This is a genomic window from Lyngbya sp. CCAP 1446/10 (assembly GCF_026130175.1).
Classification (GTDB): Bacteria; Cyanobacteriota; Cyanobacteriia; order Cyanobacteriales; family Microcoleaceae; genus Microcoleus.
The window spans coordinates 1-15,206 of sequence record NZ_JAIGNI010000093.1 but is presented as its reverse complement, the minus strand read 5'-3'; the positions used below and the strand labels follow the sequence as shown (position 1 = coordinate 15,206).

Here is a 15,206-nt window from a genome sequence, read left to right as displayed (position 1 = left end):
GCCGCTCTTTCTTTTTCCATATCTTTCTGTGGCATTTGTAAGTTATTCATTTTTTTATTGTCACAATCAATTATTGCATATAATTATATCATAATAAGTGTAGATAATGATTTAGGATTGCTATATTATCGCTTTGCCGCAGAGGTAGAGCCTGTTCGAGAAGTAATTGTCAACCAAGAGGTTATCCAATGCTGGATTCCAGTGGAGCAAGTTTCATCTCTTGCAGAACCGCCAACCGATGCTCAGACTGATGAGGCTGTCATTCCCTTGACAGAAACAAAAGAAGAGCCGGAAGTTGACCTGGCAAAATTAACTCCCTTAGACTTACGGACAAAAGCAGAGAATGCACGTCAAAACCGTAATTATCCAGAGGCGGTAAGGCTCTTTGATGAGTTAGAGAAGCGTAATGATAGACAGTACACCGATGTTGCAATCCTTCACCAAGGTTCTACATTATGGCGTTACGCTAATCGATTTTTATCCGGTGAGGAACAGGTCACACAAATGCGACGTGCAATCAAGTTACTAGAAAAAGCTTCCCAACATCAAGACATTATATATAGGGCTGAAGCTCGCTATGATAGGTCAAAAGCCTTATATCACTTGTCTGAGATTATTAAAGATGATAGTAGCCTCATTAATCAAGCAATAAAAGACGCTGAAAGTGCGGCAAATTCAGGTTATAAACCCTCTTATATTAGTTGGCTTGATCGGCTAAAAAATAAAAAGAATTAAGTAACAATACTCCCAGGCTAGTAAGTGCCTATCCACCTGATTAAAAAAGAAAATGATTGAAGAACTTGACAGCGTTGTTTTAACAACTGATATCCCAGAACAAAACTTAAGCCAAGGCGATATTGGCACTGTGGTTTTAGTGCATCAAGGTGGCGTAGGATATGAAGTAGAATTTGTTACATTGACGAGAAAAACACTAGCTATTATCTCACTTTTTCATTCACAAGTCAGACTCATAGGTGACAGAGAAATTGCTCATGCTCGAATGCTAGCTTAAAAATTATTTAACCGGAAAGCGGTTTTTCTGGAAATGCGATCGCCCTTCGTCTCCCATTTTCTAAAAAAGCGCGATCGCCCTTCCTTTTTTCACCTCATTTCCAAGCGCGATCGCTCCTAACTCCTTTATTAATTAACCTATTTTACTGTAACAGCTAACTGTAACCCCAGTTCATTTAGTAGAGTTATCAAAGCATAAATTTCCTCCCCCCCACTCTCAGACAACATCCGATCTAATTTCTCATATATAAATTTAGCTCCCGCCGATAACTCATTCATCTGTAAATAAGCATCCACCACATCTTTAAGTCCTGCTCGCAGCAATTCAGGTTCGGGGCCTTGTGACTCCAATTCCAACATGGCCTCGATATAGCCAGCAGCACTTTCGGGGGTTTTTAAAGAAGAAATCAAGTATTCATGGTAGCTTCTAGTTGTTGGCACTTTGAGTTCTTTCATAATCTATCCAGTATTTTTTAGCTTGGCTAATATCTCGTTCTTGAGTGCTTTTATCACCTCCACATAGCAGCAAAACAACTGTTAACCCGACTTGTCCAAAATAAACCCGATAGCCTGGGCCATAATCCATTTTAAGTTCATAAACTCCCGCTCCTACTGAGCGATAATCTCCCAGATTGCCAAGCTCAACTCGCCTCAGTCGCTTCTTGATTTTAGATACAGTTTTAGTATCTTGAAGGGAATCAAGCCATCCTTCAAAGGGACTTGTCCCGTCGGCTTTGAGGTAGTTTTGTAATTCTCGTGGTTGAGCTTCCATAATTTTAACATAGGCAATCAGGATTTTAATGGGAGCGATCGCGTGTCATGTCACTACTTTTCGCAAGAGTATCCTAGCATAACTTGAGCTACCTGATTCATAGTAGCCTCATCGTTTATTATTTAGAAAATGAGTGCTTAAGGGACAATTTTAGACTGAGGTTTCTTCTTTGACACTAGCCGAATAATATTTTTTCATCGATTCTTGAGAAATAATGGTATGACAAGATTCCTCTCTGGGTAAATTTCCTCTCGCTTCTAGCCAAGGCATTTCACTGCAAGTCATTCGTTCCAAAGTTTCATCATCATACTCAAAATATGCCTCTGCAACCTCTTCCAGAAATTGCCCTATTTCTTCAGAAAGTTTCGGTTGTTCGATTTTATCTGCAATTGGTTCCCAGCTAAATTGGCTTTGATACTTCTCTAGTAAGCCAGGAATGACCGGGCCGTGAACCCACGCTTGAAAATCCGCATTAAAAAGTGGCGTGCCATAAATTGCTAAATGCCAAGCTTGAGCGTAGTACATTAGTTTTTGTAGCTTGTAGGCGTTGATTTCTACATCGGATTGCGAGGCTAACCAAATGAAATAATTTGCAATATCGCGATATTTCAGTGTTTCTGAATTACTGGGAACTGCAACAACTTTTAGTTCACCCTTAGCGATATGTTCTAATAGTTCAGAAACAGACAAATTGAATTGTCCAGCAATTTTCTCAACTCTTTGCCAGACTGGATAATTTACAGTTACTTGATATTCAGTTTTTATTGAAGCAGTTTTGGTCATAGCTAGCATTTCTTAGCGGTGACTGACTTAAATAATTATAGCAAACAGTGGGAAATAATGACAGAATGAATGTTTAAGACTTCATCTAAATTATAGGCATGAGAGGGAAATCGTGATACCTGACGGCCCGCGATCGCCCTTTCAACATCAACTACTCAAACTAACTCCGACACTCTCAGCCGCCCTTGTACGGGTTCATACTCATCCTCTAAAAGCCAATACTGTGCCTCATCATAACTCTTACTAGAAAACACAACTTTATAACGCTCAGCCGGATCGTATATTCGACAATTCCCCTCAGCGTCACTTAGTAACAAAAGCAGATAAGGAGGTGAAAGATTTGGATCGAGCCATACTTCTGTAAACTCCCAGTTATTCTTCACTGGGTCGGGTGCGGGGAGTAACGTGGTATCGGTTTTCTGCATCAACTTTTATCTCTCCGTAATAAAGTAAAAGACAGCTACCGTCTGGGTCAACTCTATAACCAATTGATTCAAGGAAGAACATACTATAACGCTCGTAGGCCCGAATTGTATCTGTAAATTCTCCCTCTTCCATTATGGCTTGAGCTACCTGATTCATCGTAGCCTCATTGTTAAAAATATGAGCAGCACGTCCTTTATTAAGCAGTCTTCTCATTTGTGGCGTGTCTGGCAAATGTTTAGCAATGTGCCTGCTGTCAAGGGTAATTTGCCGATTAATTCCACTCATCAATTAATTGTTAAGCATACAAGTATTATTAAATCACGCGATCGCCCATTTCAACCCTATACTTGTAAAAATGATTCATCCGAGATAAACTAGGTAATAGAAAGCAAGCAACCTCTGATGATGGAAGCAAAAAACCTATGAGCACTCAAAGCTTCACAGCCATCATTTACAAAGAAGAAGATATGTACATTGCCGAATGTCCAGAAGTCGGCACAGTCGATCAGGGCGAAACCATTGAAGAAGCGATCGCCAATCTCAAAGAAGCGACAAGACTTTATATAGAAGAGTATAATACCCCGGCCAGGGTGGGTTTTTGAGATTGTCAATTATTGGCAGATGCTTGTTGGTGAACCCGCCCTGGCATGGCTTTATTTCAATTCAACGTTTACGGTAGCAGACATCCCCGGTGCAATCCGCGATTCATAACCTTTAATACTTTCGGCATCAAACACAACTTTCACCGGAATCCGCTGCACGACTTTAGTAAAGTTTCCCGTTGCATTGTCGGGAGGCAATAAGGAGAATTGAGCGCCAGAAGCTGGGGAGAAACTATCGAGACGGCCTTCAAATTTACGGCTACCAAAAGCATCTAATTTGATTTCTACTTTTTGGCCTGGTTTCATGTTTGCCAATTGCGTTTCTTTGAAGTTAGCAATTACCCACAAATCGTTACTTACGATCGCCATTAACGGAGTTCCCGGCTGCACCCGCTGCCCCACTTCAACGGATTTGCGCCCGATTTGTCCAGCGGCGGGTGCAGTGATATTCGTGTAGGAAAGTTGCAGTTGAGCGTCTTTAACCGAGGCTTCCGATTGCCCGATCGCAGCCTTAGCAGCATCATACTGCGATCGACTGACCTTAGTTTGCTCACCCGTAGCTTCAGCCTGTTGCAATCCGCCCTTCGACGTAGCAAGCTTAGCAGCCGCGGTGGTGATACCTTCCTGCGCTACAGCGACTTTAGCTTGCGCGGTGGCGATGCCAACTTGGGCGCGCGCTACTTGGGATTCAGCTTGTTTTACCCCTTCTTGAGCTTGGGCTACTCCTGCTTGGGCTGCGGTTACGCCTTCTTTAGCTTGGGCTAAGCGCGCTCTAGCTTGAGCAATTCCTTGTTGGGCTGCGGTGGTTTGGCCAACGGCTACTTGGTAGGCGGCTTTCGATGCGTCTAATTGCTGGCGGGCGATCGCACCTTCTTGCTGCAAACTTTCGTAGCGTCTATAATCAGCTTGCGTTTTCACTAGATTAGCTTGCGCTTGCACTAACTCAGCTTGCGCTGCGGCAATACCTGCTTTCGCTTCCGTCACTTTGGCTTCAGCTTGGGGAATTCCGGCTTCAGCTTGGGCGACTTTGGCTTGCGCTGCGGGCACGCCAGCTTCAGCTTCTGCGACTGCGGCTTGGGCCGCGGGTACGCCTTGTTGAGCTTCTCTAATTGCTGCTTGGGCTGTGGAAATGGCTGCGTTGGCGCTGCCGATATCTCCTTGGGCTTGGGCTGTTTTCCCTTGGCTGGTTTGAGAGGCTAGGGAAATATTCGCTTCGGCTGCTTCAGCTTGGCGGCGGGCGTTTTCTAAGGCTGCTTGGGCTTGTTGGACTTTAACTTGGTAGTCGCGGGGGTCAAGTTTGATCAGCAGTTGGCCGGGTTTTACTTGTTGGTTGTCTTGTACTAAGACTTCGCCGACAGTACCGTTGATGCGGCTGCTGACTTGGTGGATGTGTCCGGCAACTGTAGCGTTTTCGGTTTCTTGGTGGATGGAGGCGTATTGCCAGTAGTGGTATCCGAAGTTGCCTGCTGCGATCGCCCCAATGCCCAACGCTGCTAAAATCAACACTTTTGGGGCTTTTTTCTTCGGTTTTTCCGACGGTGCCAGGGGTGCTTGGATTTCTGTTTCGGGGCCGGTTTTGAGCTCGGCGGGATCGCTGACTTCTGTTTCTGGGGCGGGGATTACTGGTAGGCTTTTTGCTATGGTGTCGTCGATCGGCTTTTCTAATACAGCTACTGCTTTGCCGTTGCCGTTGCCGTTGAATTCTGCTTGGTTGATTTCGTTTGTGTCTTTCATGGTATTTGACTCCTGATTCTTTAGTAAGATGTCGTTTGTTTAGGGTACGTAGTTTTTATTTAGTAAGACTGCTTGTTTTAAGGGTGCGTAGTATTTTTCGGTTATTTGTAGTGTAGGGGTGGTAGATGCTGCTGCGCTTCACTCGAAAGAGCGATTTGTCGGTTTAGGACAGATTGAGAATCGCCTGATCGATCAATTTAGAAAAAAGTTCTCGATCGGCTTCTGGAATGCCTTCGACAGCTCGATCGCGGATTACAGCTACCAACGGGGGCAATACCTCTTGCATTTGGGTACCGGAGTCGGTCAGCCAAATGCGCCAAATCCGGCGATCGCGCGTGTCTCTCTCCCGGCGGACTAGGCCTCTTTCTTCCATGCGATCGAGTACGCCTGTCAGTGTACCGCCTACCTGTTGCAGTTTGTCGCCAATGCTAGAAGTTGGCAAACCGTCTTCTTGCCACAAGCAACACAGTACCAGCCAGTGAAAAGGTGTCAGCCCAAAAGGTTCGAGTCCTTCTTGTAGCCTGCGACTACCTAGCTGTGCCAGCAGTTTGATCCGGTAGCCCAGGCTGTGGGGGGCGAGAACGTCGTGCCACTGGGCTAGATTTGTGCGATCGACAGTGGATGTAGTAACCATAGGTTTATTACTTCGCGTTCGTATTATCAGTGTAAGATGTTTTTTGGGAGATGTCAAGGGGTATGACCAGGGTTTTGGCTCTGCGGGCTCTCCGGCCCGTTCCACAATACCTAAATTTGGCAGTGGCACAGGCATCTTGCCTGTGATCAAACATTCCACAATACCTGAATTTGGCAGTGGCACAGGCATCTTGCCTGTGATCAAACAGGTTATTGAGGGATGTGTAGCTGTCAATACTACGATCGATCGCACTCTCAACCACCCAAATGCCGGATGTCCGCCTTGGGAAGTGTGTTTACAATTCTTAATTGTTCTTAAACTAGAAAGGGTAAATCTAGTTTCAGATCTGAATTTATGTTGCTTCCAGCCTCTAAGCGCACCAAGTTAGACGACACCGACGACACACTGTTTTACTCCGATCCCCGGTTTGTGACGCACGTAGACGAGGGATTTATTCAGCAACTAACCGATTTGTATCGGGAACGGCTGAAACCGAATACTCGGATTTTTGATATGATGAGCAGTTGGGTTTCTCACTTCCCCGACGAGATGCAATTTGCCCATGTCGAAGGACACGGGATGAATCAAGAGGAGTTGGCAAAGAATCGCAGACTGAATCATTATTTTGTACAGAATTTGAACGCAAATCCTAAATTGCCGCTGCCGGATGCAGAGTTTGACGCTGTTGTCAACTGTGTTTCGGTACAGTATTTGCAACACCCGGATGCGATTTTTGCCGAGATTCACCGGATTTTGAAGCCCGGAGGCGTAGCAATTATGAGCTTTTCCAACCGGATGTTTTATCAAAAAGCCATTGCGGCTTGGCGGGAAGGTTCGGAGGGCGATCGGGTACAATTAGTCAAGGGTTACTTTGATTCTGTCAAAGGAACGAATATACCCGGATTTAGCAAGCCGGAAGTAATTGTTCGCAAGGCTAACTTGCCGAGTTTTATGCAAATGCTGCGAATAGGAAGCGGCGATCCGTTTTATGCGGTAGTTGCTTATCGCCAAAGTTAAGATTTTTTTTAAGGTTTGTAGTGAGGACTTTAGTCCGCTGATTTTTATAAAGACTAAAGTCCTTACTATAAACCGATCGAAAGCTCCGCTTTTTTAAGTTAGAATATATTTAGCAGTTGCTTCTAAAATATGGAAAACCAACTTTTGCAACGCATCACACTCGATCCAAATATCGGTCACGGAAAACCCTGTATTCGCTTTCTCCGATATCCAGTAGAGTTGATTATTGAATTACTTAGTTCAGGTATGAATGCTAAAGAAATTATAGATGACTATGACGATTTAGAACATGAAGATATTCTAGCTGCTATAGTGTTTGTAGTGATGACTTTAGTCTTCATCAAAGTTTGAGGACTAAAGTCCTGACTACGAACCTATTTTTTAGTAATAATCAAGTACGGTAACACCTTGATATGAAACCATATCAGCAAATCGCGATCGATGAATGCGGCGAGCCTTTAGTGCCAATTCCACCAGAACATTTTGCCTTTGAAACGCCGCACCCTTATCAAAAGTTGGGTGCTCCGTATCACAACAGCAAAGCAGATTCGCCTTACTATTTACGCCAAGGAGTTGTAGATAGTTTAGTAGTAGCTAAAAGCCAACTACAGCATAATTATAAAAATTGGAAAATTCTGATATTTGATGCTTACCGGCCGGTGGAAGTCCAACAATTTATGGTAGATTATACTTTTAATCAAATTGCCGTAGCTCAAGGCTGCGAATTTCCGGTTTCTGAAGACAAACGGCAAGTAATTATAGAACACGTATATCAATTTTGGGCCGTACCGAGCCTCGATCGCACTACGCCTCCTCCTCACAGTACCGGTGCAGCTTTAGATGTAACTTTAGTGGATGAAAATAATCGGCAAATTGATATGGGTTCTCCGATTGATGAAATATCGGAACGTTCTTATCCTGATTATTTTGGTAATAGCAAGGAGCCTCAAAAACAGGAATATCACCGTCGTCGGCAAATCTTAAAAAATGCGATGATAGCTGCTGGTTTTCAGCAGCATCCTAACGAGTGGTGGCACTTTTCTCTGGGCGATCAGATGTGGGCTTGGTTGACAAATCAAAACAATAGTGGTAATCAATTTGTGGCCCGATACGGTCGCTATTAAACCATTTTAGATGTTAGATTTTAGATGACTGAAGGTTCGATCGACATAAATCATTTGGATTGCAACCGCTAAGATACTGAGAACCTTCTTGATTCCTGAAAACCCTACTTTTATTACTTCTGTCAACTGTCAACTGTCAACTGTCAACTGTCAACTGTCAATTCTTCCTTCTTCGAGGCTATTGCCAGCGGGGTAACGGTGCTTTAAAATTAACTAGAGCGAACAAGTGCAGCAAATCAAGCCAGCACTGCAAACCCTAAAGGATAACTTAGATTTCACCCAATGAAAGCACTCATCCTCTCTGGCGGCAAAGGAACACGCTTGCGTCCCCTAACCTATACGGGTGCTAAGCAGTTGGTTCCTGTGGCAAATAAGCCGATACTGTGGTACGGAATTGAAGGAATTGTGGCGGCTGGGATTACGGATATTGGGATTATTATTAGTCCTGAAACTGGCGAAGAGGTGAAGGTAAAAACTGGAGATGGATCTCGCTTCGGTGCAAAAATTACTTATATTTTGCAAAATGAGCCGGCGGGACTTGCTCATGCGGTGAAAATTGCTAGACCATTTTTGGGCGATTCTCCGTTTATCATGTATTTAGGAGATAACTTAATTCAAAATCAGTTAGATCCGTTTTTAGAGATTTTTAACAAGCAAAAACTAGACGCTCTAATCTTGCTTCGCCCAGTGCCAAATCCCTCGGCTTTTGGTGTTGCCAAAGTTGATGAAAATGGGCGAGTATTACAGTTAGTAGAAAAACCAAAAGTTCCGCCATCGAATTTAGCACTGGTGGGGATTTACTTTTTTGCTCCTAGTATCCACGAGGCGATCGATCAAATTCAACCTTCGCCCCGCGGTGAACTGGAAATTACTGATGCCATTCAACAGTTGATCAATCAGAAAAAACACGTAGAAGCCTGCAATTTAGAGGGTTGGTGGTTGGATACGGGGAAAAAAGATGATTTGCTGAGTGCCAACCAAATCATTTTAGATAGTATCGTAGCTTCAACTGAATTAAAAGTAGACGCTACAAGCCAAATTATCGGGCGAGTGCAAGTAGGCGAAGGAACGGAAATTATTAATTCTAAAGTTCGCGGGCCAGTGGTAATTGGGGAAAATTGCCGCATTGAAAATTCCTTTATTGGGCCTTACAGCAGTATTGCCGATCGCGTGACGATGATTGATGCGGATATCGAACATAGTGTAATATTGCAAGGGGCGAAAATAGTTGGCATTCACCAGCGAATTGTTGACAGCGTGATCGGGCAGCGGGCTCAAATCACGAATGCGCCGCCGCGTCCGAAAGCTCTGCGGTTTATGATTGGTGATGACAGTCAAATTGAGTTAGTTTAAGTTGAGATTTGCACTATTCTCGTAGGGGTGATTTACCAGATGGTGCGCGTTGCTACGTCTACGAGATGGTGCGCCTCTGCGCACATTATATTTAAAGGAGGCGAAAGATTGCAGTACGAAGAAATACCAACTCAACAAATTATAGATAAATTGCGCCAAACTTTGGAGCCGCGAATTGGTATTGCTGATTCGCTGCTGTCGGAAAGAGTAAATAGTGCAGCCCAAAATGAAGATGACGAAGACATTGCCCTTCTCAAAGCGGGCTTTGACATTTATAACATTCCAATTACATCTTACCAAAGGCGGCTAGGTTCCGTAGTAATTGCCGTTAGAAAAATCGTCCGAAAATTGCTCAAGCCGATACTAGACAGACAAGTAATTTACAACTTTGCTAATACCCGTGTTGTGCAAACCTTGAGCATACAGTTGCAAAAATTGCAAGAAAATCAACAAACTCTAGAGAGAAAACTTACATCGGAATTAAGTGGCGGATCTCCCGAAGTGACAGCGCAGCTTGAGACTCAACAAAGGGCGATCGCAACTTTTCAGTCAGAAATAGAGCAAATCAAAGCAGTCCAGCAGCAACATACTGCTATTTTAGAAGAGATTACCGCTCAATTGGGCGATCGGACGCACTAAAACATCAAAAATGACCAGAAAGAATTGGTTTAAAGCCGGAACCCTTAAAGGCTAGAAATTAAAATCAGACTGTTCATTACTCCCATCCTCTTCCTTCCAGATAGAGGTCGCCCTCATCTATCAACTGTCAACTGTCAACTGTCAACTGTCAATTGAATGAACACACTGCCAATATGCTCGTTAATTATAGTCAACTATAACGGTCTGCGCCACACCAAAGATTGCTTAAAATCTCTACAAAAACTTGCGTATCCAGAATCACAACTTGATTTAATTGTAATTGATAATTGCTCTCAAGACGATTCGGTTAATGCTTTACACGAACTGTTCCCAAAAGTTCGTATATTTGTGAATACCGCCAACAATTTCGCTAAAGCCCTCAACCTCGGCATCAGCGAAGCAAAAGGGCAATATATCGGCTTTCTAAATAACGATGCCACCCTTGACAGTCACTGGCTGGAAATATTAGTTAAACGGCTCGAAACTGACAACAAAGTCGGTGCAACTAGCGGCAAATTACTGTTTAAAGACGGGCGAATTAACAGCGCGGGCATTCAGCAATTACCTAATTTTTATTGGCAAGATGTCGGTTTTGGGGAGAAAGATGCGGGACAGTATAATACAGAAAGGGAAGTAGAAGGACTTTGTTGGGCGGCGGTGCTTTTTCGCAGGGAATGTCTGGAAGATGTCGGGCCAATTGATGAAGATTTTGTGATGTATTTTGAAGATGTAGAGTTTGCCAAACGCTGCCAAAAACGCGGCTGGAAAATGCTTTATACTCCCGCAGCTATCGCCCATCATGAGTATCGGGGTTCGAGTAAAGGTAGTAAACTCACCGAGTATTTCTGCAACCGTAATCGGTTTTTGTATTTGGCGAAACACGAACCTTTGCAATTAGTTAAAGCAATTCATACTTCAGACTTTTTTACTAACAAACAGTACGATTTGCTGTTCGAGAGTTTGTTTGTGGCGATTAAAAAACTGCTAGATTATCAGCCACCGGAAATCGTCGCTACTATACTGCCGCAGTTGTCGGAAAAGTTGGCGGTGATTTACAGTAGAATGAAAGTCGATCGCATTTTACCTCGATTGCAGGTTGTGCGGGGCGATCGCAAAATGTCGATCGCAATTTACGATCACGGACTGCATTTTATCGGCGGCGGGCAAAAATACGTCGCTACCATCGCCTCGCTGCTGCAAAATGAATTTGACATTACCTTCATCGCCAACAAACTGGTTGCTATTTCCGACTTAGAATCGTGGTATGGGCTTAACCTTTCAGGATGCAAAATTAAAATTATTCCCTTGGCTTTTTACGAGAAACGCGGAATGCAGTGTATTGATTCCAGCATCATCGCCGAGGATATGGAAAATCCCTTTGATGAAATTGCCAGAGAAAGCAAAAATTATGATATTTTTCTCAACGCCAACCAACTCGAAAAAGTGAAACCGCTGTCGCCAATATCAGTATTTTTCTGCCACTTTCCGAATACTTTTCGCAACCGTCACTTTGCTGTCGATGACTACACTTTCATTATTGCAAACAGCAAATTTACTGTCAAGTGGCTGGAGAAACGTTGGAATTTGCAGCCAACTTTTATGCTTTATCCGCCCGTAGAAATGGCAACAGCTAAAGTGCCGAAGGAAAAGATAATTTTAGCTGTGGGACAGTTTGAAGCTGGGGGAACAAAAAAGCAAATTGAGTTGATCGAAGCTTTCCGCAGTTTGTTAGCAGATCATCCCGATCAACTTCAAGGATGGCGGCTGATTTTAGCGGGTAGTAGTGTTCCAAAAAATCCTTATTTAAAGACGGTTCAGAATTTGTTGAAGCAGGATTCAAGGGCGATCGAACTTAAAGTCAATGCTGAATTGGATGAGGTTAAATCGCTTTATGCTAAAGCGAGTATATTTTGGCATGGTTGCGGTTTGGGTGAAGTCAATCCCCAAAGGTTTGAACATTTTGGGATGGCGACGGTGGAAGCAATGCAAAACAGTTGTGCTCCGATCGCCTTTTGTGGTGGCGGACAACCGGAAATTGTCGAACACGGGCGATCGGGCTTTTTGTTCAATACGGTTGAGGAACTGTGTCGCTATTCACATCAACTAATTGTCAATCCCGATTTGCTGGCAGAACTTCAAGCTGGTGCACAGCAACGCAGTCAGAACTTTAGACTCGCACCTTTTGAACACAAAGTCAAGAGTTTTTTTGAGATTATTCACCAGGAATATGCTACAATTCGGCTGCCAAATCCAGGCGAGATTGCTCAAATGCTCGATCGACCTTAAGCATACAGATATGGATGTGAATAAGGACGTGGCAGTGACTGTTGGTGTCAAATTAAGCCTAGATCCCCCCTAGCCCCCCTTAAGAAGGGGGGGACAAGAGTATTATCAAAGTCCCGCTTCTTAGAGAGAGACAAGAGTCTGCTCAAAGTCCCGCTTCTTAAAGAGGGACAAGAGTCTAGTCTGCTCAAAGTCCCCCTTCTTAAGGGGGATTTAGGGGATCAGGCCTCGGCTACGAACGAGAAATACAAAGGTTTTTGACCTTGATTGGACACCAATGGCTAGTACCGTTTATTTCCCTACAAATATCGCCGACAATCGACCAGATTTGATATCAAATATCGATTAATAAAAACTTTATTTTTACTCTAACCGTGTCCAATCAACTGTTAATCAATTTGTCCTTCCTAACTCCCGAACCCACGGGAATCGGGACTTATGCAGCTAATCTCTTCCCGCAACTTCAAAAACTAGAACCAAGATTACTTACATCTCAGCAAATTGACGATTATAATTGTTATCAAATCCCAGACAACATCACACCAGATCGAGGCCCGAAGGGACAAATTAACAGGCTGCTGTGGACTCAATTTGACTTACCTAAAATTTATAACCAATTGCAGTCAAGCTTAATATTTTCTCCGATTCCCGAAGCACCTTTGTATTCCAAATGCCGCTACATCGTCACAGTTCACGATTTGATTCCTTTGCGATTTCCGCAAAAATTCTCCCGCTTGACTGCTTATTTTCGCTACTACATACCGCACGTTTTACGGCAAGCAGAACACATTATTTGCGATTCTGAAGCAACGGCGACAGATGTTGCTAATTTTTACCAAATTCCGCGTCAGAAAATGACCGCAATTCCCCTAGCTTGCGATAATATTAATTTTAGATATCTCGACTTGCCCGCTAAAAATTATTTTCTCTATACAGGTAGACACGATCCTTACAAAAACTTGGAAAGGTTAATTGCTGCATTTGCGAGTTTAGCCGATCGCAAAAACTACGAACTTTGGCTAGCCGGGCCTCCGAATGCTTACACAGCGCAGTCGATCGCACAAGTTGAACAATTGGGTTTACAATCTTCTGTAAAGTTTCTCGGTTATGTTCCCTACTCGCAATTGCCCGTACTGATGAATCAGGCGATCGCCCTAGTATTTCCCACACTCTGGGAAGGCTTTGGCTTGCCGATTTTGGAAGCAATGGCCTGCGGTACACCAGTCATCACTTCCAACCTCTCTTCGATGCCAGAAGTAGCCGGAGATGCGGCATTATTAGTCAATCCTTACAGCGTTGGAGAAATAGCCCACGCTATGCAAACGGTAGCCACAGATTCAAAAGTGCGATCGCACTTAAAAAAAGCTAGTCTAGCGCGATCGGCCGAATTTAGCTGGTACAAAACCGGAACAGCAACCGCCAACATCTTACAACAATATCTTTAAATCTTCCCTCTCTTACTTTCTCCTCTCTGCGCCCTCTGCGCCCTCTGCGGTTAATCAAAAAAAATCCCAGCCAAAAACCGCAATCCTCATATTATCCCATGCCAAATTCCCAATCTAATCTGCTAATTAATCTTTCCTTCCTAATTTCCGAACCAACCGGATTAGCCATCTACGCTAAAAACCTATTTCCCCACCTAAAAACCCTCAACCCAACTTTACTCACCGCCCAAAAATTTCCCAATAATAACTGCTACGAAATCCCAGCCAACCTCACACCAGAACAAGGAAGCAGAGGACACATCAATCGATTGCTGTGGACACAAACCCAAATCCCCAAAATTTACAAACAGCTAAAATCTAATCTTTTATTTTCCCCAATTCCCGAAGCTCCTTTATTTTCCAATTGTCGCTATATAATTACAGTACACGACTTAATAGCCCTACGATTTCCCCGACGCTTCGATCCGCTGACACCTTATCATAAGTATTACATTCCCCAAGTGTTGCGGCAGGCTGAACATATCATCTGCGATTCCGAATCAACCGCCAATGATCTCATTAATTTTTGCAATATTCCCAGTTCTTTGATTTCGCCAATTTTTCCCGGCTACGATGCCAGTTTTTTTAAGTTTCTAGACTTGCCAACTAGCAATTATTTTCTGTATATGGGCCGCCATAATCCCCATAAAAACGTGCAGCGAGTTGTCGCAGCGTTTGCGGCTTTACCTAATAATTCCGAGTACGAATTGTGGATTACAGGATCGGAAGATAAACGTTATACGCCGCTGCTGAAGGCGCAGGTTCAAGAATTGGGATTGTGCGATCGCGTAAAATTCCTAAATTACCTCCCCGCGGCTGATTTGCCCAAAGTCATCAACCGGGCGATCGCCCTAGTATTCCCCAGTCTTTGGGAAGGATTCGGTCTCCCGGTGCTCGAAGCAATGGCCTGTGGCACTCCTGTGATCACATCTAACCTGTCTTCGATGCCAGAAGTCGCGGGGGATGGCGCACTGTTAGTCAATCCGTACAGTGTCCAGGAAATAGCCTCTGCTATGCACGAGCTGGCAACAGATACCAAAGCTCGATCGCACTTGCGGGAACTCGGTTTGGCCAGATCACAAAAGTTTAGCTGGGAAAAAACGGGCCGGGAAACTGCTGCTATTCTCGATCGATACAGTTGACAGTTGACAGTTGACAGTTGACAGTTGACAGTTGTCAGTTGTCAGTTGTCAGTTGTCAGTTGTCAGTTGACAGGAGGAAGAGGGAAGTTCGGCAGCGGATTTTGTAACGGAAGAAGGAAGACGGAAGAAGGAAGAAGGAAGACGGAAGACGGAAGAAGAAAGACGGAAGACGGAAGATTTTTCCCATCTCCCCATCTCCCCA

The 15,206-nt window shown here is 43.9% G+C and carries 19 protein-coding genes; 12 read left to right on the top strand and 7 right to left on the bottom strand.

Annotation, left to right across the window (positions count from 1 at the left end; genetic code table 11):
• Positions 1 to 735 (top strand): hypothetical protein (locus tag K4039_RS25360; RefSeq protein ID WP_265239282.1); only part of this gene is annotated, 735 nt, incomplete at its 5' end.
• Between the two features lie 52 nt (positions 736 to 787).
• Entirely contained in the window at positions 788 to 1,012 is a 225-nt protein-coding gene (locus K4039_RS25355) for a DUF4926 domain-containing protein (RefSeq protein WP_265239281.1), read from the top strand.
• Between the two features lie 137 nt (positions 1,013 to 1,149).
• Here K4039_RS25355 and K4039_RS25350 read toward each other — a convergent pair whose 3' ends face one another.
• The 5 genes from K4039_RS25350 to K4039_RS30025 all read right to left on the bottom strand — a co-directional run bounded on the left by K4039_RS25350 (position 1,150) and on the right by K4039_RS30025 (position 3,205).
• Positions 1,150 to 1,467 carry a DNA-binding protein gene (locus K4039_RS25350; protein ID WP_265239280.1) on the bottom strand — a complete coding sequence of 106 codons (318 nt, stop codon included), beginning with the start codon at positions 1,465 to 1,467 and terminating at the stop codon, positions 1,150 to 1,152.
• Positions 1,439 to 1,783, bottom strand: a complete 345-nt coding sequence (locus tag K4039_RS25345; RefSeq protein WP_265239279.1) for a type II toxin-antitoxin system RelE/ParE family toxin — start codon at positions 1,781 to 1,783, stop codon at positions 1,439 to 1,441. The genes K4039_RS25350 and K4039_RS25345 overlap by 29 nt, the downstream gene beginning before the upstream one ends.
• A gap of 150 nt (positions 1,784 to 1,933) precedes the next feature.
• Positions 1,934 to 2,566, bottom strand: coding sequence for a Panacea domain-containing protein (locus tag K4039_RS25340; RefSeq protein ID WP_265239278.1), 633 nt, complete (start codon positions 2,564 to 2,566; stop codon positions 1,934 to 1,936).
• 155 nt (positions 2,567 to 2,721) lie between these two features.
• Positions 2,722 to 2,991: a hypothetical protein gene (locus K4039_RS25335; RefSeq protein WP_265239277.1), complete on the bottom strand. Its 270-nt coding sequence runs from the start codon at positions 2,989 to 2,991 to the stop codon at positions 2,722 to 2,724.
• A complete protein-coding gene (locus tag K4039_RS30025; protein WP_375339833.1) occupies positions 2,939 to 3,205 on the bottom strand; it encodes a hypothetical protein in 267 nt (88 codons plus the stop codon). Before K4039_RS30025 ends, K4039_RS25335 begins: the two co-directional genes overlap by 53 nt.
• A 209-nt stretch (positions 3,206 to 3,414) precedes the next feature.
• Here K4039_RS30025 and K4039_RS25330 point away from each other — a divergent pair, with 209 nt between their 5' ends.
• The gene (locus K4039_RS25330; RefSeq protein ID WP_265239276.1) at positions 3,415 to 3,594 is read left to right on the top strand and encodes a type II toxin-antitoxin system HicB family antitoxin; all 180 of its coding nucleotides are present in this window, start codon (positions 3,415 to 3,417) and stop codon (positions 3,592 to 3,594) included.
• Between the two features lie 51 nt (positions 3,595 to 3,645).
• Here the strand turns inward: K4039_RS25330 and K4039_RS25325 are convergent, their stop codons facing one another.
• Complete coding sequence (locus tag K4039_RS25325; RefSeq protein WP_265239275.1) at positions 3,646 to 5,328, bottom strand: HlyD family secretion protein; 1,683 nt, start codon at positions 5,326 to 5,328, stop codon at positions 3,646 to 3,648.
• 163 nt (positions 5,329 to 5,491) lie between these two features.
• Entirely contained in the window at positions 5,492 to 5,962 is a 471-nt protein-coding gene (locus K4039_RS25320; RefSeq protein ID WP_265239274.1) for a MarR family winged helix-turn-helix transcriptional regulator, read from the bottom strand.
• 43 nt (positions 5,963 to 6,005) lie between these two features.
• On the opposite strand from K4039_RS25320, the gene K4039_RS25315 reads away from it, so the two are divergent.
• The 9 genes from K4039_RS25315 (at position 6,006) to K4039_RS25275 (ending at position 15,004) form a co-directional block, all read left to right on the top strand.
• A complete protein-coding gene (locus K4039_RS25315; protein WP_265239273.1) occupies positions 6,006 to 6,350 on the top strand; it encodes a hypothetical protein in 345 nt (114 codons plus the stop codon).
• Positions 6,317 to 6,979, top strand: coding sequence for a class I SAM-dependent methyltransferase (locus K4039_RS25310; protein ID WP_265239272.1), 663 nt, complete (start codon positions 6,317 to 6,319; stop codon positions 6,977 to 6,979). Before K4039_RS25315 ends, K4039_RS25310 begins: the two co-directional genes overlap by 34 nt.
• Positions 6,980 to 7,123: 144 nt before the next feature.
• Positions 7,124 to 7,330 carry a DUF433 domain-containing protein gene (locus K4039_RS25305; RefSeq protein WP_265239271.1) on the top strand — a complete coding sequence of 69 codons (207 nt, stop codon included), beginning with the start codon at positions 7,124 to 7,126 and terminating at the stop codon, positions 7,328 to 7,330.
• Between the two features lie 62 nt (positions 7,331 to 7,392).
• Entirely contained in the window at positions 7,393 to 8,103 is a 711-nt protein-coding gene (locus K4039_RS25300) for a M15 family metallopeptidase (protein WP_265239270.1), read from the top strand.
• A 282-nt stretch (positions 8,104 to 8,385) separates the two neighbouring features.
• Positions 8,386 to 9,456 carry a glucose-1-phosphate thymidylyltransferase gene (locus tag K4039_RS25295; RefSeq protein WP_106333748.1) on the top strand — a complete coding sequence of 357 codons (1,071 nt, stop codon included), beginning with the start codon at positions 8,386 to 8,388 and terminating at the stop codon, positions 9,454 to 9,456.
• 108 nt (positions 9,457 to 9,564) lie between these two features.
• The gene (locus K4039_RS25290) at positions 9,565 to 10,095 is read left to right on the top strand and encodes a hypothetical protein (RefSeq protein WP_265239269.1); all 531 of its coding nucleotides are present in this window, start codon (positions 9,565 to 9,567) and stop codon (positions 10,093 to 10,095) included.
• Between the two features lie 156 nt (positions 10,096 to 10,251).
• Positions 10,252 to 12,381: a glycosyltransferase gene (locus K4039_RS25285; RefSeq protein WP_265239268.1), complete on the top strand. Its 2,130-nt coding sequence runs from the start codon at positions 10,252 to 10,254 to the stop codon at positions 12,379 to 12,381.
• A 371-nt stretch (positions 12,382 to 12,752) separates the two neighbouring features.
• Positions 12,753 to 13,823, top strand: a complete 1,071-nt coding sequence (locus K4039_RS25280; RefSeq protein WP_265239267.1) for a glycosyltransferase family 1 protein — start codon at positions 12,753 to 12,755, stop codon at positions 13,821 to 13,823.
• Between the two features lie 98 nt (positions 13,824 to 13,921).
• Positions 13,922 to 15,004 carry a glycosyltransferase family 1 protein gene (locus tag K4039_RS25275; protein WP_265239266.1) on the top strand — a complete coding sequence of 361 codons (1,083 nt, stop codon included), beginning with the start codon at positions 13,922 to 13,924 and terminating at the stop codon, positions 15,002 to 15,004.
• Positions 15,005 to 15,206: the final 202 nt, after the last annotated feature.